This window comes from Luteibacter sp. Sphag1AF (assembly GCF_014192715.1).
Classification (GTDB): Bacteria; Pseudomonadota; Gammaproteobacteria; order Xanthomonadales; family Rhodanobacteraceae; genus Luteibacter.
This window is the reverse complement of record NZ_JACHYH010000002.1, coordinates 175,011-195,464: the sequence shown is the minus strand read 5'-3', so window position 1 is coordinate 195,464 and position 20,454 is coordinate 175,011. Positions and strand designations below refer to the sequence as shown.

At 64.7% G+C, this 20,454-nt stretch carries 19 protein-coding genes; 18 read left to right on the top strand and 1 reads right to left on the bottom strand.

What is annotated here, in order from left to right:
- The first annotated feature begins 84 nt into the window (after window positions 1–84).
- The 12 genes from FHW69_RS07730 (at window position 85) to FHW69_RS07675 (ending at window position 13,849) form a co-directional block, all read left to right on the top strand.
- A complete protein-coding gene (locus FHW69_RS07730) occupies window positions 85–1,077 on the top strand; it encodes a type VI secretion system ImpA family N-terminal domain-containing protein (RefSeq protein WP_183422474.1) in 993 nt (330 codons plus the stop codon).
- A 37-nt stretch (window positions 1,078–1,114) separates the two neighbouring features.
- Window positions 1,115–1,591 carry a type VI secretion system contractile sheath small subunit gene (gene tssB, locus FHW69_RS07725; protein WP_221195478.1) on the top strand — a complete coding sequence of 159 codons (477 nt, stop codon included), beginning with the start codon at window positions 1,115–1,117 and terminating at the stop codon, window positions 1,589–1,591.
- Window positions 1,588–3,066 carry a type VI secretion system contractile sheath large subunit gene (gene tssC, locus FHW69_RS07720; protein ID WP_221195458.1) on the top strand — a complete coding sequence of 493 codons (1,479 nt, stop codon included), beginning with the start codon at window positions 1,588–1,590 and terminating at the stop codon, window positions 3,064–3,066. Before tssB ends, tssC begins: the two co-directional genes overlap by 4 nt.
- 40 nt (window positions 3,067–3,106) lie before the next feature.
- Entirely contained in the window at window positions 3,107–3,601 is a 495-nt protein-coding gene (locus FHW69_RS07715) for a type VI secretion system tube protein Hcp (RefSeq protein WP_183422472.1), read from the top strand.
- Between the two features lie 107 nt (window positions 3,602–3,708).
- A complete protein-coding gene (locus FHW69_RS07710; protein WP_183422471.1) occupies window positions 3,709–4,101 on the top strand; it encodes a GPW/gp25 family protein in 393 nt (130 codons plus the stop codon).
- Window positions 4,094–5,902: a type VI secretion system baseplate subunit TssF gene (gene tssF, locus FHW69_RS07705; RefSeq protein ID WP_183422470.1), complete on the top strand. Its 1,809-nt coding sequence runs from the start codon at window positions 4,094–4,096 to the stop codon at window positions 5,900–5,902. The genes FHW69_RS07710 and tssF overlap by 8 nt, the downstream gene beginning before the upstream one ends.
- Window positions 5,899–6,876, top strand: a complete 978-nt coding sequence (gene tssG, locus FHW69_RS07700; protein ID WP_183422469.1) for a type VI secretion system baseplate subunit TssG — start codon at window positions 5,899–5,901, stop codon at window positions 6,874–6,876. Before tssF ends, tssG begins: the two co-directional genes overlap by 4 nt.
- Window positions 6,873–7,262 carry a DUF4280 domain-containing protein gene (locus FHW69_RS07695; RefSeq protein WP_183422468.1) on the top strand — a complete coding sequence of 130 codons (390 nt, stop codon included), beginning with the start codon at window positions 6,873–6,875 and terminating at the stop codon, window positions 7,260–7,262. The genes tssG and FHW69_RS07695 overlap by 4 nt, the downstream gene beginning before the upstream one ends.
- A complete protein-coding gene (tssI, locus tag FHW69_RS07690; protein WP_183422467.1) occupies window positions 7,252–9,288 on the top strand; it encodes a type VI secretion system tip protein TssI/VgrG in 2,037 nt (678 codons plus the stop codon). Before FHW69_RS07695 ends, tssI begins: the two co-directional genes overlap by 11 nt.
- A gap of 3 nt (window positions 9,289–9,291) precedes the next feature.
- Entirely contained in the window at window positions 9,292–10,629 is a 1,338-nt protein-coding gene (tssK, locus tag FHW69_RS07685; RefSeq protein WP_183422466.1) for a type VI secretion system baseplate subunit TssK, read from the top strand.
- Window positions 10,626–11,765: a type IVB secretion system protein IcmH/DotU gene (gene icmH, locus FHW69_RS07680; protein ID WP_183422465.1), complete on the top strand. Its 1,140-nt coding sequence runs from the start codon at window positions 10,626–10,628 to the stop codon at window positions 11,763–11,765. The genes tssK and icmH overlap by 4 nt, the downstream gene beginning before the upstream one ends.
- Window positions 11,762–13,849 (top strand): ImcF-related family protein, encoded by a 2,088-nt coding sequence (locus tag FHW69_RS07675; RefSeq protein WP_183422464.1) that lies wholly within the window; start codon window positions 11,762–11,764, stop codon window positions 13,847–13,849. The genes icmH and FHW69_RS07675 overlap by 4 nt, the downstream gene beginning before the upstream one ends.
- Before the next feature lie 5 nt (window positions 13,850–13,854).
- Here the strand turns inward: FHW69_RS07675 and FHW69_RS07670 are convergent, their stop codons facing one another.
- Window positions 13,855–14,397 carry a hypothetical protein gene (locus tag FHW69_RS07670; RefSeq protein WP_183422463.1) on the bottom strand — a complete coding sequence of 181 codons (543 nt, stop codon included), beginning with the start codon at window positions 14,395–14,397 and terminating at the stop codon, window positions 13,855–13,857.
- A 341-nt stretch (window positions 14,398–14,738) separates the two neighbouring features.
- Here FHW69_RS07670 and asnB point away from each other — a divergent pair, with 341 nt between their 5' ends.
- From asnB to FHW69_RS07640, 6 genes are all read left to right on the top strand, one after another.
- Entirely contained in the window at window positions 14,739–16,409 is a 1,671-nt protein-coding gene (asnB, locus tag FHW69_RS07665) for an asparagine synthase B (RefSeq protein WP_183422462.1), read from the top strand.
- Between the two features lie 90 nt (window positions 16,410–16,499).
- Window positions 16,500–17,625 (top strand): peptide chain release factor 2 gene (gene prfB, locus FHW69_RS07660; RefSeq protein ID WP_183422461.1). Its coding sequence is split into 2 segments (ribosomal slippage): window positions 16,500–16,574 and window positions 16,576–17,625, totalling 1,125 coding nucleotides; the frame shifts between segments, so codons are not numbered across the junction.
- A gap of 96 nt (window positions 17,626–17,721) precedes the next feature.
- Window positions 17,722–19,254, top strand: a complete 1,533-nt coding sequence (gene lysS / locus FHW69_RS07655) for a lysine--tRNA ligase (protein ID WP_183422460.1) — start codon at window positions 17,722–17,724, stop codon at window positions 19,252–19,254.
- A gap of 5 nt (window positions 19,255–19,259) precedes the next feature.
- A complete protein-coding gene (locus tag FHW69_RS07650; protein WP_183422459.1) occupies window positions 19,260–19,715 on the top strand; it encodes a hypothetical protein in 456 nt (151 codons plus the stop codon).
- 48 nt (window positions 19,716–19,763) lie between these two features.
- A complete protein-coding gene (locus FHW69_RS07645) occupies window positions 19,764–20,063 on the top strand; it encodes a YciI family protein (protein ID WP_183422458.1) in 300 nt (99 codons plus the stop codon).
- Window positions 20,060–20,323 (top strand): BolA family protein, encoded by a 264-nt coding sequence (locus FHW69_RS07640; RefSeq protein ID WP_183422457.1) that lies wholly within the window; start codon window positions 20,060–20,062, stop codon window positions 20,321–20,323. The genes FHW69_RS07645 and FHW69_RS07640 overlap by 4 nt, the downstream gene beginning before the upstream one ends.
- Window positions 20,324–20,454: the final 131 nt, after the last annotated feature.

The window sequence follows — 20,454 nt, the reverse complement described above, 5'->3', positions numbered from 1 at the left end:
TCAGACTGGTCTGAGAGCCTTCGTTTCATACGATGACTAAAGTCCCTGGACGTCGCGCGGCAATGCGATGTTTGTGGAGCTTGTATGGACAACCGTCTGGAAACACCCGTACCCGATGCGGCCACGCTGATCGCACGTCTTCGCGGACGTGAGCGCGGCATCGATCTGGAAACCGATGCCGAATTTGTGACCCTCGCCATGCGTGTGGAGGGGCGCCCGGATGCCCAATATGGCGACCGCGTGTTCGCCGCTCCGCCCACCGATTGGCTGTCCATCGAAAATACCTGTCTTTCGATGCTGGAGCGCTCCTGCGATCTGCGCGTGGCCGTATGGCTGACACGCGCATGGATGGAGCGTCGCGGTCTGGAAGGCTTCGCTTCCGGCCTTGATCTGATCGTGTATGTCGTCAGTGAGCGTTGGCAGGATGCGTGGCCGGAGCTCTACGACGAAGACGGTGCTGATCCTGTCGCGCGGGTCAACGCGCTCGTCGGGTTGTCTTCCGTCGACGTGCTGTCGTCCCTGGGGCGCTGGAGCCTTCCATCGCACCCGCTCGCCACGCCGCTGCGGCTGCGCGATGCGCTGGCAGCGCGCACGTCGGCGGAAACGCAGATGGCCCTCAGTGCGTGGGCCGCATCCATTGACGTTGAGCGCTTCAGCAGCTTTGCGTCACTGATAGACAGGCTGATCGACAGCGTCGACGGTGTCGTTGGCTGCCTTGATCGCGAAGCCAACGGCAGCAACGCGCTGGAACCGCTATCGGTGTTCCTGCGTACCGTTTCGGTCAGCATCGCGCAGGTAGCCCGTCAGGCGTCGCAGGTACCGCGCATTGCAGAGCCCAGTGCGCCCGCACCGGTCGTACCCGGCGCCACCCCATGCAGCTCGCGAGACGACGTGTACCGGTTGCTCGATGCCGTCAGTGCCTACTACGTGCGATGCGAGCCTTCGAGTCCCGTGCCTTTTCTGGTGGAGCGCGTACGTCGTCTGGCGTCGCTCGATTTTCTCGGTGTTGTCGACGAACTTTCCCCGTCCGCGGGGCGGGAGTTCCGCGATGCGCTGGGCGCCTCGACAGACGATTAGCAAACCTAACGCCCATCAGGAACCATCAATGACCGGCATGGAAAGTAGTCAGAAGTTTCTCGCGCGAAATCGCCCACCACGTGTGCAGATTGAATACGACGTGGAGGTCAACGGCGCGCAGGCCGTCGTTGAACTGCCGCTGGTCACCGGCGTCATTGCCGACCTGGCCGGTTCTGCTGATGCGCGCAGGCAGCCGCTTGCGGATCGCCAGTTTCTGGACATCGACATCGACAATTTCGACGAACGCCTGCGTGCCATCGGGCCGACCGTGCAGTGTGTTGTCGACAACGCGCTGACCGGAGAAGGGCAGTTGCCCGTCACCGTAACGATCCAGTCCATGGACGACTTTGCCCCTGCCGCCATCGCCCGCCATGTCGAACCGCTGCGTCAGCTTCTCGTGGCGCGCGAGCAACTGGCCACACTGCTCACCTATATGGATGGCAAGGCGCGTGCCGAGGCACTTGTTGCATCGTTGCTCGCGCGCCCGGATGTGATGAAGGCGCTTGCATCATGATGGTAGCTACCCAGCAGCTGGATACGCTGGACCTCGACGCCGGCAATTTCACGGCATTGCTCCAGCAGGAGCTTCATCCGCGCTCCGACGAAGCACGCGCGGCCGTGGAGCAGGCCGTGCGCACGCTGGCCGAGCAGGCGCTCCAGTCGCTGGACATCATCACCGGCGATGTCATCGACACCATGCAGGCGCTGATTGCCGCCATCGACCAGCGCCTTACCGCCCAGATCAACGCCATTCTTCATCATCCGTCGTGGCAGGCGCTGGAAGCCTCCTGGCGGGGACTGCACTACCTGGTGTCCAACACCGAGACCAGCGAGCGGCAGAAAATCCGCGTGCTGGACGCCGGCAAGGCGGAACTTGCCCGCGAACTGCGCAAGTATCGTGGTGTTGCGTGGGACCAGAGCCCGCTGTTCCGCAAGATATACGAACACGAGTACGGTCAGTTCGGAGGTGAGCCTTACGGTGTGATCGTCGCAGACATGGCATTCAGTCATGAGGCGGCGGATATCGACCTGCTTCGTTCCCTGTCGCGTATTGCCGCTGCCGCGCACGTGCCGCTCATCGCGGCGGCAGACCCCTCTGTGATGCTGATGGATTCGTGGGCCGAGCTGTCCAATCCCCGAGACCTCGGCAAGATTTTCCAGACCCCCGAGCATGCTGCGTGGCGCGAGTTCCGCCAATCCGACGACGCGCGCTACGTGGGTCTGACCATGCCGCGCTTTCTCGCGAGACCGCCGTATGGCGCGCGCACATTGCCGGTGGACGATTTCGATTTCGAAGAGGACACGGCCGGTGACTCGTCGCGCTATGTCTGGGCCAACGCAGCCTATGCCATGGGCGTGAACATCAACCGGTCGTTCAGCCTCTACGGCTGGTGCTCGCAGATTCGTGGCATCGAGTCCGGTGGCCGCGTGGACGGGCTGCCCGTGCATGTGTTCACGACAGACGAGGGTGGCGTGGACATGACCTGTCCGACGGAAATCGCCATCAGCGACCGTCGCGAACTGGAACTGGCCCGCAATGGTTTCATGCCGCTGGTGCACCGCAAGCACACGACATCGGCCGCCTTCATAGGTGCGCAGTCCCTGCATCGTCCGCAGGAGTACGACGATCCGATTGCCACGGCCAACGCACAGCTTTCCGCGCGGCTTCCGTATCTGTTCGCCACCTGCCGTTTCGCGCACTACCTCAAGTGCATCGTGCGCGACAAGATCGGCAGCTTCCGCGAACGCGCGGACATGGAAACCTGGCTCAACAACTGGATCGGCCGATACGTCGAATACAACCCGTCTACGGCCACTGATTTCGACAAGGCGCGCAAGCCACTGGCCGGCGCGGAGGTGGTGGTGGAAGAGGATGAGAGTAATCCGGGCATGTACAAGGCCAAATTCTTCCTTCGCCCGCACTACCAGCTGGAGGGGCTCACCGTCTCGCTGCGCCTCGTATCACGACTCCCGTCCATCACCGGGTAAGCCGCGCCTGCGCGCGTTCATTCACTGAAAAGGTCAACTCATGAGTTCGAGCGTCAACAACATCGTCATCAAGTTCGACAAGGAAATCAAAGGCTCGTCGAGCATTCCCGAGCACAAGGACTGGATTCTCCTGCAAAGCTACAGCGTGTCCAGCGGGCGTGGCGTGGTGATGGACGAGGGAAGCAACAACCGCAAGACCGGCGCGGGCCAGGTGTCTGAAATGCTCTGCACGAAGACGGCTGACATGGCGTCCGCAGAGCTTTTCATCAATTCCGTGGATGGTGCGTCGCTTGGCGCCGCCACGCTGCGGGTGCTTGAAACAGGGTCCGCCAACGCCGAGAAAGTGCTCGTCGAAATGAAGATGGACGAAGTGCTCATCACGCATTTCAATACCTCCGCGTCCATGGGTCGTCCTACCGAGACGTTCCAGCTTCACTTCATGAAGCTGTCGATTCAGGGCAACCAGTACGATGGTGCCAAGCAGCTCACCGGTACGCCCAAGGTGTGGGATTTGCGGGAACGCCGACGCGGATGACCATGCGTGCGGCGAGGGTGCCGCTCCGTTCCCGGGCGGGCCTGTTCGAACGTCTTCGCCGCGCGTCATGCGCGCCGAAGACGGCGGTCCCCGATGATCCGGCATCGATGTTGAAGGCGAGTCTTTCCGCCTTGTTCAACACCACCGCGTCCGTGGATGAGGTGACGCGTGGGCGCTATCGCGAAGCGGCTCGGTCGGTCCTCAACTATGGGCTCGGCGACATCGCGGGGCGTTTGGTGGCCGGCGCCGCAAGTGACACGTTGGCGGAGCAGATTCGTTCCGCCATCGTGGCCTTCGAGCCGCGCGTGAAGCGTCACACCCTGACCGTCGAACGTGTCTGGCTGCCAGACCTGCCGTGTGCTCAGGTGACTTTTGCCATCGTGGGTGAACTGGCGGGGGCGGACGAGGGCATGGGCTTTCGGGCGTATTCGCAGTGGGATGCCGAGACCGGCGTGGCGCGCGTCCGTTTCGCCAGCGGCGCAGAGCGTGCGCATGGATAGCGCGCTGCTGCATCACTACGAGCAGGAACTGCGATTTCTGCGGGAGATGGGCGCCGAATTCGCGCGCACGTATCCTTCGGCAGCCGGGCAACTGGGCATGCGCGAAGACGCCACGGTCGATCCGGATGTGGAACGTCTGCTGGAAGGCCTGGCATTTCTCACCGCACGCATTCAACAGCGGATGGATGCCAGCCTGCCGGAATTCAGTGAAAGCCTTCTGGCGCTGATTGACCCGGCTGCACTGGCACCCGTTCCGTCCATGGCCGTACTGCATTTCGATCCGGATGCCGCGCAGCGCTCGCTTGCTTTCGGTCATCCGTTGCGCGCTGGCACGCCTGTCCGGGTGTCCGGGAGTCATACCCGGGTCTGCGAATTTCGCACACTGCGTGACGCCACGCTGTGGCCGCTCAGCCTTGCCGGCGTCGAGCAGGTGCGCGAAACCGGGCGTGCGGGGTCACATCTTCGCCTGCGTTTTCGCGCCCTCACCGGTCACCGGCTCGCATCCCTTGCGATGGACGAGCTGGTTCTGTTCGTGACCGGAAGCGGGGCATTGACCAACGCGCTGTACGACACCCTGTCCGCGCCATCGGGCGTGGCATTTGCCCGTGCGTGTGTGGAAGGCGATCCGGCAGCGGCAACGCGCCACGTCATCCGCTGTTCGGCCGAACCCACCGATGTTCCGGTGCCTGACGTGTTACCCGATCTGGGCGACAGCGCGTTGCGCAACCTGCGCCACTTTCTCGCGTTTCCTGCCGCATGTCGCTTTGTGCGACTGAAGGGTTTGCGTGGCGCTCTGGCCGATTGCGCCGGGGATGCCTTCGATGTGCTGTTGCCGCTGGGCCGCGCGGCACGCCAGTTGCCCGCGCGCCTGGAAAACGGCTGTCTGGCGTTGTTCTGTGCGCCTGCGATCAATCTATTTCGCAAACGACCCGAACGCATCGTGCTGGACGGGCGCGCGGACGACCTGCGCATCGTGGTGGATCGTTCGCGGCCCCGCGATTTCGACATCTACAGCATCGCCGACGTCACCGCGCACATGGGGCAGGGACGCACGCGCGCCATCATGCCGGTGTACTCCACGGCGCCTTCTCCGGAGGGTGCTTACTATCGCCTTCGCCGAACGCCCCGCCTGTCCATCCCCGCCGATGTGCCCCAGGGCAACTATGTTCACGGCGATACGCATATCAGCCTGATCGACGATCCGGCGTCTGCGGCTGGCGTCAGTGCGGGTGAGCTCTCCATCGTGGCCTGGTGTTCCAATGGCGTGCTGCCTTACGCCATCGCGCAGGCGGGTGGCGGTTCGGCGGTCCTTGATGCCAGCGCGCCGGTGAAGAACGTGCGCTGTCTGGCGGGTCCGTCCCGACCCATGAGTTCGCCGCCGCCCGACCGTCGCCTGTGGCATGCGCTGTCCCACGTATCGCGCAGCTATCTGCAACTGGGCTCGGACGATGCCTGGCGAGGGGCGGCCACGCTGGGCGAATTGCTGCGCTCGCAGACCGACCATGGCAACGCGGCAGCACAGCGGTTCATCGACGGTCTGATCGGACTGCGTTCGGAGAGCGTGTTTCGCAGGGTGCCCGGCCCCGGCCCTGTGTCGTTTGCACGCGGCCTGCGGCTCACTGTCACTCTTGATGACGACGCCTGCGAAGGCGTGGGTGTGCGGGTTGCCGGCGCAGCGCTGGAAGCATTCTTTGCGCGCTACGCCGCGCTCAACACATTCACTGAAACCTCGGTGGAAACAGCAACGCGCGGTCGGGTGGCATCGTGGCCGGCGCGGGCGGGCAGGGGCATCCTGCTGTGACGGGCGTGATCCCGGACAACCGAAGCTTCTTCGGCGCCGTGCGGGCGTGGGAACGCCTTCGTCCGGACTTGCCCCGCGTCGGCACGTCAACGCGCCCTGCCGATGATCCCGTGCGCTTCGTGCCGGGGCTCTCGCTTGCCTTCGATCCGGCGGAGGTGCGCTTTCCTTCGCGCGCCGCGCCGTTCAGCACGCCGCACGTCGAAGTCACGTTCTTCGGCCTGACTGGCGTGAATGGGCCCATGCCCCGGCACGTCAGCGAAGAAGTACTGATGCGTGCCTGCCTCCCCGACGACCCGATGCCGCGGCTGATGGACATGCTCCATCACCGCCTGGTCTGCCTGCTGTATCGCGCCTGGGCTCAGGCGCGACCGCATGGCGATATCAACGATCCGGACGTCTTCGCAGCGGCCTTGTGCGCTCTGGGTGGCCGCGCGACGCCCATGGCACTGCCCGATATCCGTCTGGTGTACAGCGATCAGCGCCGTAGCGCCGACGCGCTTGAACAACGTCTCCGCTCCCGCTTTCACGTCCAGGCGCGGGTCATTCCCTTCGCCGGACGATGGATGGCGCGCCATCGCCTCGACCGCTTGCAACTGGGAGGCGGAAGGCCCGCGCGGCTTGGCGTGGACACGCTGGCTGGCCAGCGCGGGTGGAATATCCAGCACGCGTTTCACCTTCGCCTGGGGCCGTTGCCGTGGCCGACGTACCGCCGCCTGCTCCCCGATCAGCCAGATGGCCGCGATCTGGCGCGCATGGTGGACTCTCACGTGGACGGCAGCATGCAGTGGCGCGCATCGCTGTGCATCGAACCCGGGGCCTGCCCTGTGATGCGACTGGGCGATGGCTACCGTCTTGGCCATTCCGCGTGGCTGTCAGGACGTGCCAGGGGCGGCTCGAAAGGCTTCATTTACGACTCCGTGCGTTACGCCGTTGCGCGGACACACGAGTCAGACTCATCAGGGAAGAACTCATGACGCTTGCTGCCGTGGCGGGAGCCACATTGATCTGTTCGTTCGGAATGGCACCATCGCGCCTGGTGGTGGCTCCGGGGCACAGGTTCCGCATCGAGGGCCAGATGGCCGCCACGGTGATGGACGGTGTGCCCCTGCTCAACATTCAACCCTTCGGCATGTGCCGCTCGCTGGCCAATCCCACTGTGGCCGCTGCCACGTCGGCGGCGATGGGCGTGCTGACGCCGCAGCCGTGTGTACCTGCCACACAGCCGCCATGGCAGCCCGGCGCGAAGAAAGCGCGGGTGGCCGTGGCTGCCGTGCTCGACGCGAACTGCAAATGCCGATGCATGTGGGGCGGCGTCGTTCGCATTTCCATGCCGCAGGCGGTGCGCACCCATGTCGCGTGAATCTGATGCCGTGGACGTCTTTCGTTGCTGGCTGATCGTTGAGAACGCAGGCAAGCCGCTGCGCGTCAGCCATCTCATGCTGTCCGATGCATTGAGCGAACTTCCCACCTATCAGCTGACCTGTCCGGATGCGTTGCCCGAGCGCACCGCGCAATCGCTGGCTGGCGCGCTGGCCACACTGGAAGTGTGCGCAGGCAAGCGTGTGTACCGTCGTTTCCAGGGCGTGCTGGCGCAGGTGGTTCGCATGGAGCGCGGGCGCTATCGCTTTGTTCTTCGCCCGTGGCTGTGGCTGGCTACGCTGGCTGCTGACTGCCGGATTTTCCGCCAGCGCAGCGTACGCAGCATCGTGGATGAGGTGCTGTCTGCGTATCCGGCACGGGTGGCGTGGGAGTGTTCGCCCGACGACCCGCCCCGGGAGCATTGCGTGCAATACCGGGAGAGCGACTATCGCTTCGTGACGCGCCTGCTCGCCGATATCGGTGTGTACTTCTTTTTCCGGCACACGCCCGCGGGCGAAGAAATGGTCATTGTTGATTCGGCGGCCTCGCATGCCGTGTCCGATGGCGAGGCGTTGCCATGGCTGGCCGCCATGGGCGACAGCAATGTGACCTGGGAGTCTGCCGCCGCCGTAACGTCCACGGCGGTGACGCTGGGTGACTTCGCCTGGCAACGGGCCACGAACCGCAGCGCAGCAATGCTCTGTGGCGAAGCCATGGCGCCAGCGGACGAATACGCACTGGCGATCTACGATTACCCGGCGGGCAGCGAGCAGCGCGGTCATGCCGACGCGTTGGCACGCCAGCAGCTGGATGCCGTGCAGGCCGCAGCGAATCTTTGCCGGGCGGGCACCCGCCATCCGGCCATCAGCGTCGGTCAGGCCATTGCGCTGGACGACGAGCGTATGGCCGGGGAGAGTGGCCGGTTTGTCGTGACGCGGCTGACGCTGAGTATCAGTGCGCCATCGGAGAACGTGGGCAACCACGTCGAGCCAGTCATTCGTGGTGAATTTCACGCACTCTCCGTGCAGCGTTCCTTTCGCGCCGATCCGATCCCCCGACCCGTCATTACCGGCGTGCAGACCGCCATCGTGGTCGGTGGTGACATGGGCACGCAGGTATCGGACGCCGACGGGCGTGTGAAGCTGCGCTTTCACTGGGAGCACGCGGCCAGTCCGTCCGACGACGCCGGGTGCTGGGTGCGTGTGGCGCAACCGCTCGCGGGCGCGGGATGGGGCGCGAGCTTCCTGCCGCGAGTGGGGCAGGAAGTGGTGGTGGGCTATCTGGACGGCGATCCGGATCGCCCGATCATCACCGGTTCCGTCTACAACGCAGGACAGCGGCCCCCGTACGAATATCTGCCAGCGCGAACGTTGGCGGGTTATCGGTCCCGCTCGCTGGGCGACGCCGCCATCAGCAGCGAGCTGCGCTTCGACGACACGGCAGGCGAAGAATCGCTGGACATGCATGCGGGCCGCGATGCGTCGCTGATCGTCGACCACGACATCGCGGTGCACGTGAAGCACGAGTCGCATCACGTGATCGACGGCAACGCGTTCGCGCGTCATGCCGCCGATTGCCACGCCGACACGGGCGGCGACACGTTCCGGCTGGTTCGCGGTGACGCGCACTGCGACGTGCTGGGCAGGCAGGTCCAGCGCGTGGGAGGCGACCTGGAACAGACCGTCGCGGGCTCCGTTCAACTCTGCATCGATGCGGATACGGTCCTCACGGCCGGCGCAGACATCGACGTCAAAGTCACAGGCACGGTCACGATAGAGACCGGCGATGCGCTGATTCTGCGCGCGGGATCAAGTTCTCTGGTGATCGACGCCGATGGCATTGCACTCCACGGCACAAAAATCACCCTGGATGGCTCGGGCGATGTGCTCATTCATGGTGGCGCGCCTCCACCCTCGCGCCATGCACGCAATGCGCAGCGGGCCACGCCCCGCCGCCCTAAGCCGCCCCGGGCCGCAACGATAACTGAACCCTCTGCTGTGCCGCAGGAAGCGGCAGGAAATGGATGATCCATGATTGAACGAGGCGAAAAGGTGGTGTGGTCGGAAGGCATGTTTCTCCAGCCACATCACTTTCAACAGCAGGACAGGCATGTGGCTGCGCAGATTGCGGCCACCATCCGCGCGACCAGCATGCATGGCTGGGGATTCACGGAGCTGGACATTGACCAGGGCGAGCTCGCCTGCGGCCGCATCCGGCTGACCCGTTGCGCGGGCGTGATGCGTGACGGTACGCCGTTCGACCTGCGCGACGACATTGCCAGCGTGGCCTGCGCCATTCCTGAAGGAGCGCGCGAAACGGACATCGTGCTTGCGTTGCCACTCAGGCGCCGTGGTGCGGTGGAAACCCAGGCCGATCCGTCGCCGGCCAGTCTCGCGCGTTTCGCGGTATTCGAGGCCGATGTGGCAGACAGCCACTATCACGGCGGCGATCCGGCCACGTTACAACTGGCCAGGCCGCACCTGTCGCTGATGCCGGCGGGAGAGGCCGTGCAGGGACATACGTGGATGGGTGTGGTGCGCGTGCTGTGCCGCGACGAGGCCGGCGTGGTCCAGCTCGATCCACATTTCATTCCCCCGGTGCTCGGCTGGCGCGTGTCCGGACGCCTCGCCACGATGCTGCACTCCTTCCTCACCCAGCTCAGGCAGCGCGTGCATGGCCTGTATGAAGGGCTGCGCCGTCCGGGTGTGGGAGGCTTCACCGAAGTGCAGCAGTTCCTCCTGGCTCAGGTGCTGGGACGTGCCGAAGCGTGGCTGGCCCACGTCACGGGACAACAGCTGATGCATCCGGAGCGCATCTATGAAGGACTGGTGGCACTGCGTGGCGAACTGGCTGTGTTCGAGCGGGGACGAGGCATGCCATCGCTGCCACCGTATCGGCATGATGGCCTGGCGTCCTGTTTCGCGCCATTGATGGGCGAGCTTGGCCGCGCCATCGCGGTAGCTGTGGCGGACAATGTGATTGCATTGCCGATTGAGGAGCGCACCTTCGGTCTTTATCACGCACCTGTTGCTGACGCATCGCTCTATGCCAACGCACGTTTCGTGCTCGGCGTCAGCTCGTCGTTGCCGGTGGATCGGCTCCTTCGCACGTTGCCGGAAGCGTTGAAAGTCGGACCCTCCGAGCGCATGCGCGATCTGGTGGACCTGCAACTGCCGGGCTTGCCCGTGCAGGCATTGCCGGGCGTTCCACCGGAGCTTCCGGCCTATCCCGGCTTCAGCTATTTCGAGTTTGACCGGGGACATCCGCAATGGGTCGGCTTCGCTGGCTCGGCGGGCATAGGCATGCACGTGTCAGGGGATCTGCCTGCGCCACGGTTTGCGTTGTGGGCCATCCGGGGGGAGTCGTGAGAGCACAACGGGTGCCCGAAACCCCGGCGCCTTCCACCGGGACGCTGACCGGATTTGCGTCAGACGCGCTGCACATCGCGGCACTCCTCAAGGGATCGCATCCCACGCCCGACATCGCCGTGCTTCGCAAAGGCATGCTCGCCGCGATCGTCCGTTTCCAGGCCACGTCGCGAAAGGCCGGTGTGGCCCCCGATAGCATTGCGCACGGCAGCTATGCACTGTGCACTTTGCTGGACGAAATGGCTGGCTCCACCGATTGGGGGGCAGGGCGCTGGGCGGCCAGCAGTCTGCTCATGCACTTTCACGCCGAGCGCGGAGGTGGTGAGCGCGTCTTCGACCTGATAGACACCTGCCGCTGGAGCGATCCTCCTGACCTCGCTCTTGCCGAGCTTTACTACGTGTGTCTCGCACTTGGCATGGAGGGGCGCTATCGCATCGACGCCGAGGGCAAGGAAGAAATCCGGCGGCGTCGCGATCATCTGTACCTTCTGGTCGGGGATGCGGAGCCACCCCCTCGTGCGGAGCCTCGACGTCATCCTCCGTGGGTCCGATACCTGTTCGCCGGTGCGGCCGTGGTGATGCTCATAGCGTGTCTGCACGTCTTCACGCAGCGTCACCTCGACAGGAGGGCCAGCGCACTTGAGCAGCGCATTCTTGCCCTGTCTCCGCCGCCGGCCGATCCCGTGCCGCGTGCCGATTCCTCGCAAGACCTCATCCGTCGCATCGCCGCTTCCGTCAGTGGCGACATGCTCGAAATCGTCCGCGCTTCGCCGGCACCTCATCTGCGTCTGGTGGCGCCTGATCTGTTCGCTTCCGGATCGGCCCGCGTTGCATCCCGTCATGCAGATACCCTGCGTCGCCTGGGTGGGCTTCTGGACGAGTGGCCTGGGCCGGTACGCATTGTGGGACACAGCGACAGCATGCCTCTCGCAGGCGGCCCGGCTGCCAATCGTGCACTGTCGTTGCGGCGTGCGCAGCAGGTACATCAGCTGATGCAACTTCGCTCGCATGACCACACTGTCCTTGTGGACGGCAAGGGTGCGGCATGTCCCCTCGGCCCGGATGACACGAGCGCAGATCGCGCGGTCAACCGTCGCGTCGACATTTATCTGGATGCACAGGCGCCCACCGCATGACGGCCACCAGCGAACTGGACGCGCGTCGACACGCCATTCGGGAAACCGTGCGCAGCTGGTGCGCGCAGCTTCGTCACTGGCCCGGTGCGCTGCTGCTCGGAGAGGGGGATGTCACGGAGCCGCTGCGGGAGGACGTGCGTGTGTCACGCGTCAACGGTCATGCGCTGCTGACGGTTGCAAGAAACGTTTGCCAGAGTGAAGAAACCACGCTCTGGGAAGCCGTAGTCGACGCGCTGCGGGGACGTCGCCGTCCGTGTCTGGTGATGGTTGTTGTGCACGCGGGCTTCCTGCGCGCTGCCGCGCCGGCCACACGTGCTGCGGCAGCGCTGCACTGGCGGGAGCTGTTGGGGGATATCGTCGATGTCGCTGGTCGCCGTCCTCAGGTACGGGTGCTGGTGACCGGGTGTGATGACATTCCCGGCTACACGCGCTGGATGGCGACAGGAGTCGCCGCTGCTGGCCATGTCGCGGTTGCTCCGGCTTCCATGCACGCTCTCGCCACCGTGTTGCAGGAACGCTCCTGTGCAGACGTGGTCTGCCCGGTGTCACGCCTTCACCGCGCACCCGACGTGACAGCGTGTGGGGACATCTATCGCTTCCCGCGTACGTGGAGCGCCATGGCGCAGGTGCTTGCCGCCAGCATCACGCAGATGTTTCCGGGCGAGGGCAGGGCGCGACGGCTATGGCCTGCGAGCATTCACTTCGACGTTGCCGCGCGACCTGCGTTGTCGTTGAATGATGCACTGGACGCCGCGCGCGGTCTGCGCCGTCGCGTGAGCCGCATGTGGCGAAGACGACTCATCGCGGGAAGCCTGGTGTTGATCGGTGTGGCGGGTCTGGCCTTTGGCTGCGTGCGTTTCCATCAGGGCAGTCGCGCGCTTGACAGCATGACCGGTCGGGTGGTGTCCGCCGAAGCCACGCTTGCGGATGCCGACAAGGGCCCGTGGCGCCACCTCGACGCATTGCGGGCACTGGCATCCACCGACACCGACACCGATGCGCAGGATGCGCGCGTGAGTGATTTGCGCGGCACGGCAGCGGAGCGATACCACGATGCGATCGCGGGGCGCCTGCTGCCTGCGGTCGCCGGGCGCATCCACGCCGTGCTGAGTTCGCCAGCGACACAAGCACCGGATCGTCTGCATGCCGCCCTGCGTGCCTATCTCGCCCTGCACGCCGCCGGGCCAGACATGACCGCGTTGTCGCCGTGGCTGACCGAGGCGGCTGCGCACAGGCATCTGGAAGGATTCACCCATCCACCGGACAGCCGTGTGGACATGCAACTGGTGACGGCTGCGCGCGCGCAACTGGGCCGGACCTCGCCCGTGGAACGCATCTACCGCCGCGCCGTCACGGAGATCATGCCTGCGCGGGGGAGGACGATATCCATCGCTTCCATGACACGTGGCGCCGCCGCAGGGCTGCTTCGCAGGCGCAGCGGCGTGTCCCTGCACGCGGTGCTGCCGCTCTGGGCTTCGGCAAGTGGTCATCGCGAATTCGTGGCCCGCGTGTCCACTGCGACCCAGCAGGCGCTTGAAGACGAAGCGTGGGTCATGGGGGCGCGATTGCCGCTGGAGACAACCCGCGAGGCGGTACTGGACCTGCATCACCGCGAGAACATTGCCGTCTGGCAGGCCGCGTTATCGGATTTGCGCGTGGTCAACGCGACGTCACCTTCCGCGCTGGCGCGGCGTCTCAACCTGCTCGCTGGTGAGGATTCGCCGTTGGCCAGCCTGATTCATGGGGTGGCCGTGGAAACCTCCGGAGTGAACGACGACGATCCGCTGGCGTGGCGCTTTCGCGCCATGCGCTCGGCGGATGGTCCGGCACCGCATGCGTGGGGCCGTGTATTGCGGGCCGATCTCGCGGCACTGGCCCTGCAACTGGACGTGGTCGCCGCCGCGCCTGATGCGATTACCCCGGCGGGCTACGATCCCGGCGCGGTGGATCGTCTGGCCGCCACGGTCGCACAGGGGCCTGGCGTGTTCAGCCATCTGTTTGACGATGTGCTTCCCGCCGCGCGGGCCATGATGCGAAAGCGTGGAGAGGCCCCGCCTCCGGCAACGTCGAGCGCGGGCACGTGAGTGCTTCAGCGCGGGCGCGCGCCTTCACACCACTGGTGCCCATGCCGGTTATGCGGCACACCCTGGGGCGGAATAGTCCCGCGTTGCACGCGATAGCCGTGCCTGTTCATGGCCTGCGTGGCCGCATTCAGATAGGCGGGCAGCCCGGAATAAAACCGCAGCAGGCCACCCGGTGCCAGCAGCGCATGGGCTGCGTCGATCCACAGGTCGATGTGGGTCGCACTGAACGGGCGCCTGGGTCCTCGCTGAAGATACTCAAACGTCACCTGATCGAACTGTCCCGTACCCAGCGTGAAAAGAGGGGAGCTGCGCCAGAGCATGATATCCATCGTGATATCCGGCGATGCGTCCGGGTTCACGTCCACCGTGAAGTCGTGCTCGTGCGTCTGGCCCAGCGAGCAGGGCATGCCCTCCACCGAACCCATGTGCACGTGTTCGGGCGTGCGCCCGCAACCGATGACCAGCCGTCGTTGTCCGGACGGCCGGGACAGGTAGTCGGTGATCGACTGGCTGCGTCGTAATGGTATGGCCCGTTTTTCGCTGTGCACGTTGCAAGCTCCATTTGCAGGCACCGGACCCTACGCCATGACGGCCTGCCGTGGCCGGTGGCATTTCACAATTTCCTGCACTGTGCCTATTGCGCGCAGGACATCGTTCGTGATCTATTCGATCCATGATGTCCCGCGCTCACTTTGCCGTATGTGCCAACCATTCGCTTCCCGCGAATGCGATGCCGCGCGTGAACGCCAATAACGCCAATAATAATGCCCGGAACATCGGGAGGGCCGGCGTTTAGGCGGATAGACATCCACCAAACCTACGCAAAAGGCCCGCCCTCCAAGGCGGGCCTTTTGCGTTTCTGACGTCCGATAACCAGGAGCCCCGTGTCATGTGTTCGATTTTTGGAATGTTCCATCTTCATGCCGATGACGATCTGGCGGCCCTTCGCGTGCAGGCCATGGAGCTGTCGCAGCGGCAGCGGCACCGTGGTCCGGACTGGAGCGGCGTGTATGTGGACGATGGCGCCATCCTTGTACACGAGCGCCTGGCCATCGTTGATCCCGCCAGTGGCGCCCAGCCATTGCGCTCGCCCGATGGCGAACTGGCGCTGGCAGTAAACGGCGAGATCTACAACCATCGCGAACTGCGTCGTGACAGCGCCTATCCGTTCACGACAGCGTCTGACTGCGAAGTCATCAACGCGCTGTATCGCGAACACGGTGTGGACTTTCTGGACCAGTTGAACGGCATGTTTGCCTTCGCCCTGTGGGACAGCGCGAAGCGTCGCTTCCTCATCGCGCGTGATCCGATGGGCGTCGTGCCGTTGTACTGGGGTCACGACCGGGCAGGGCGCCTTTGCGTGGCCTCGGAACTGAAGGCGCTGGTGGGCGTGTGCGCCGACGCCTCGGCGTTTCCGCCCGGCCATTACTACGACAGCGCGCAGGGTGAACTTGTGCGCTACTGGCAGCGTCCGTGGCGCGAATACGATGCCACGGCCGGGCAGCAGATCGAACCGGCGCAACTTCGCGCAGCGTTTGAAGCCGCCGTGCATCGCCAGATGATGACCGACGTGCCGTATGGCGTGCTTCTGTCCGGTGGCCTGGATTCCTCGCTGGTGGCCGCCATCGCAGCACGGTTCGCGCGTCGACGCATCGAGGAAGATGATCGGGGCGAAGCGTGGTGGCCTCGCCTGCATTCCTTCGCCATCGGTCTGGAAGGCTCGCCTGATCTGGCCGCCGCTGCCGTAGCTGCCGAGGCCCTGGGCACCGTGCATCACGGGTTCCGGTACACCTTCGAGGAAGGACTGGACGCGTTGCCCGAAGTGATCCGGCACATCGAAACTTACGACGTCACCACGATCAGAGCCTCCACGCCGATGTTCCTGCTGGCGCGCCGGATCAAGGCCATGGGCGTGAAAATGGTGCTGTCGGGCGAAGGGTCCGACGAAGTGTTTGGCGGTTACCTGTATTTCCACAAGGCGCCCTCGGCGCGCGCCTTCCACGAAGAAACGGTGCGCAAGCTGGACGCCCTGCACAACTACGACTGTCTCCGTGCCAACAAGTCGATGGCCGCCTGGGGCGTGGAAGCGCGGGTGCCGTTCCTCGACACCGTGTTCCTCGACGTGGCGATGTCGTTCGACGCGCAGGCGAAGATGGTCAGCCGCAAGGGTATCGAGAAGGGCATTCTGCGCGAGGCTTTCGAGGGCCTGCTGCCGGACGAAATCCTCTGGCGGCAAAAAGAGCAGTTCAGCGATGGCGTGGGCTACGGCTGGATCGACGGCCTGAAAGCGCATGCGGAGGCAACCGTCAGCGACCGTGAGTTCGCCGCCGCCGCCAGCCGCTTCCCGCACAACACCCCGGCCAGCAAGGAGGCCTACCTGTACCGCGCGCTCTTTGAGAGGCATTTCCCGGGTGAAGCCTGTGCGGCCACGGTGCCGGGCGGGAAGTCCATTGCCTGCTCATCTCCGGCAGCGCTGGCCTGGGATCCGGCCTTCGCCACCGCCGCCGACCCTTCCGGACGTGCCGTCCGGGGCGTACACCGGGAGGCGCTGGCTGGCTGACGCCATGCGGCGATGCGGCAAGGGAGGGGTTTTGCTAAGATTCCTGGTCTTTGCAGGCGCCTCCCGCGCCGCACACTTCGGGTAAACACAATGATCGAGATCAATCCGATCCTTGCGCAGATTTCGGACCTTCGGGGCCGGGTCGAGTCGCTTAGGGGGTATCTTTGACCACGCTGTCAAGAAAGAACGGCTGGAAGAAGTAAGTCGCGAGCTGGAAAGCCCCACCGTGTGGGACAACCCCACCCGCGCCCAGGAACTGGGTCGCGAGCGCGCCCGTCTTGAACAGATCGTCATCGGCATCGACACCATGTCGGCCAGCCTGGACGACGCGAAAGACCTGCTCGACATGGCCGCCAGCGATGGCGACGAGGACACGATCAACGCCATCCTCGAGGACCTCAGCAAGGTAGACGCGCAGGTCAGCAAGCTGGAATTCCAGCGCATGTTCTCCGGCGAGCTGGATTCGGCCTCGGCATTCGTCGATGTGCAGGCTGGCGCGGGCGGCACCGAAGCCCAGGACTGGGCCGAAATGCTTCTGCGCATGTACTTGCGCTGGGCCGAGTCGCGAGGCTGGAAGGTCGAGATGATGGAAGTCAGCGCGGGCGAAGTGGCGGGCATCAAGTCCGCCACGTTCCGCGTGGAAGGCGACTACGCCTACGGCTGGCTGAAAACGGAAATCGGCGTGCACCGTCTGGTGCGCAAGAGCCCGTTCGATTCGGACAACCGCCGCCACACCAGCTTCACCTCGGTGTTCGTGTCGCCGGAAGTGGATGACGACATCGAAATCGACATCAATCCGGCCGATCTGAAAACCGACGTGTACCGCTCGTCGGGTGCCGGTGGTCAGCACGTCAATAAAACCGAGTCGGCGGTACGTATCACCCACGTGCCTACCAACACGGTGGTGGCCTGCCAGACCGAGCGCAGCCAGCACGCCAACCGCGACCGCGCCATGAAGATGCTGAAGGCGAAGTTGTACGAGCTGGAAGTGCAGAAGCGCAACGCCGAAAAGGATGCGCTGGAAGCCACCAAGTCGGATATCGGCTGGGGCAGCCAGATTCGCAACTACGTGCTCGACCAGTCGCGCATCAAGGATCTGCGCACCGGCATCGAGCGCACCGACACCCAGAAGGTGCTCGACGGCGACCTCGACGGCTTCGTGGAAGCCAGCCTGAAGTCCGGCCTGGAAGCGGGTTCCAAACGTCTGGACGCGTAATAAAAGGGGTGCCACGGAAGGCATCCCTGCCCACGCGTCCCTCGCACGTTTTACCGGCAGAACCCCATCCCCTCCATTCAACGCGAAGAGCTTCCCATGACTGACAACGCTACCCAGACGCCGACCGCGCCGGTCGCCGACGAGAACAAGCTGATTGCCGAACGCCGCGAAAAGCTCAAGGCGCTGCGCCAGTCGGGCATCGCGTACCCTAACGATTTCCGGGTCGACAGCTTCGCGGGCGACCTGCAGAAAGAGTTCGAGGATGCGGAAACCTTCACCGCCGAGGCCATCGAGGCCACACCGCGTCGCGTCGCCGTAGCCGGCCGCATCATCCTGATGCGCGGGCAGGGCAAGGTCAGCTTCGTGCAGATGCAGGACGGTACCGGCCGCATCCAGCTTTTCGTCCATCAGGGCACGCTGGGTGAAGAGACTTACAACACCTTCAAGCGTTGGGACCTTGGCGACATCATCGGTGCCACCGGTGTGCTGATGCGCACCAAGACCGGCGAGCTTTCGATCAAGGTAGACAGCCTGCGCCTGCTCACCAAGTCGCTGCGTCCGCTGCCCGACAAGCATCACGGTCTGGCCGACGTGGAGCAGCGCTATCGCCAGCGCTACGTTGACCTCATCGTGACCGAGGAAGCGCGCCGCACCTTCGCGCTGCGTTCGCAGATCATCGGCCATACGCGTCGCTGGCTGGAAGAATCGCCGCGTCGCTTCATGGAAGTGGAAACGCCGATGATGCACGTCATCCCCGGCGGCGCTACGGCGCGCCCGTTCGTCACTCACCACAACGCGCTGGACATGGCGTTGTACCTGCGTGTGGCGCCGGAGCTTTACCTCAAGCGCCTGGTGGTGGGCGGCTTCGACCGTGTGTACGAAATCAACCGCAATTTCCGCAACGAGGGCGTGTCCACCCGGCACAATCCCGAGTTCACCATGCTTGAGTTGTACCAGGCGTACGCCACGTATCACGACATCATGGATATCACCGAAGGCCTGATCCGTGCCCTGGCGCAGGATGTGGTCCGCAAGACCACGCTTGAGTGGGACGGTGCCAGCATCGACGTGGCTCCGGCGTTCCGCCGCTGGCGCATGGAAGATGCGGTGCTTGAACTCAATCCCGGGATTCAGGCATCGGACCTGCGCGATCGCGAGAAGATGGCCGCGCACGCGAAGCGTCTTGGCATTCACGTGAAGCCCGGTTTTGGCTGGGGCAAGATCCTTCTCGAAATCTTCGAGGCCACCGTCGAGCACACGCTGGTGCAGCCCACCTTCATTACCGACCATCCGGTGGAAGTCTCGCCGCTGGCGCGCGAAAGCGACACCAACAAGGGCATCACCGACCGCTTCGAGCTGTTCATCAACGGCAAGGAAATTGCCAACGGCTTCTCGGAGTTGAACGACTCCGAAGACCAGGCCGCACGTTTCCAGGCTCAGGTGGACGCGAAGGACGCCGGTGACGATGAGGCCATGCACTTCGACGCCGATTACATCCGCGCGCTGGAAGTGGGCCTGCCGCCCACGGGCGGTCTGGGCATCGGTATGGATCGTCTGGTGATGTTGCTGACCGGCGCCTCGTCCATCCGTGACGTGCTGCTGTTCCCCTACATGCGCCCGGAGGCCTGAGGCTCATGGCCCGTAGCGTCCTGAAGTGGGTCGCGGCAGGGTTGCTCGTGGCGAGCGGGGCAGCCTGCTCGCACGACGAGAACGACAAGGCGGCGGAAACGCCGGCGGTTCCTCCGGCCGCTGCGGCGGCCACGGCGCCTGCGAATGTTCCGGCTGTGGCGGCCGATGCCGAGGCGGCGCCCATTCCGGTCGTGGCTGATGAAAAGGCAGCGGTCCAGCGGGTCGAAGCCTCGATCGAAAAGAACCACCTGACCACATTGAAGCCCGAGTGCCTGAGCTATATCCCGTACTCGGCGGGCACCGGCTTCATCGTGGACGTGCACGAACGGCACGACGACACCTGCGGTGGCGATCCGGGCGTGTCGCCGCGCGTCTTCAGCTTCCAGGTGGACAGCGCAAGCGGTCGCCTGCAAACCGACGCCACTGACCCGGCCGAAGGTCTGTTTCACGCCATCGACTGACCGGCGACGCCCACGCGGCGCCTTCCTCATCCCACGGAGAGCATCCCTATGCTGTATGCCATCACCGCACTCGATCATCCCAATTCGCTGGAAGGCCGCATGGCCCATCGTCCGGCTCATCTGGATCGCCTGAAAGCTCTTCAGGCCGAAGGTCGTCTGGTGCTTGCCGGCCCGTTTCCGGCCATCGACTCCAACGATCCGGGACAAGCCGGCTTCACTGGCAGCCTGATCGTGGCCGAATTCGCCGACCTAGCCACCGCCACCGCCTGGGCCGACGCCGACCCGTTCAAGGCTGCGGGCGTCTATAAAGACGTGTCGGTGCGCCCGTTCCGCCAGACGCTGCCATGACCGCTGAAAAGGTCGATCAGATCTACAACCTGCTGGCCGGTGCGCTTGACCCGGATTCGCTGGAAGTGGTCGACGAGGGCTACAAGCACCTGGGGCATGGCGGGGAAGGCAAGGGGCACTTTCTTGTCCGCATCGTCAGCCCGGCCTTCACGGGGCAGTCGGCCATCGGCCGGCACCGGCTCGTTTATGGGGCGCTGGCGTCCATGATGCCGGATCAGATTCACGCGCTGGCCATCGAGGCCAAGGCTCCCGGCGAATAAATGCCGGAAATCCAAAGGGATGCGGGGGAAAGCTAACCTCCGCTCGCGTATACTCGCCCGATTGCGCCCGGTCGGCCCCTTTGGCAGAGTGACCGATTCGTCCGTTCCTTAGGGGAAACGGGCTGTCCCAC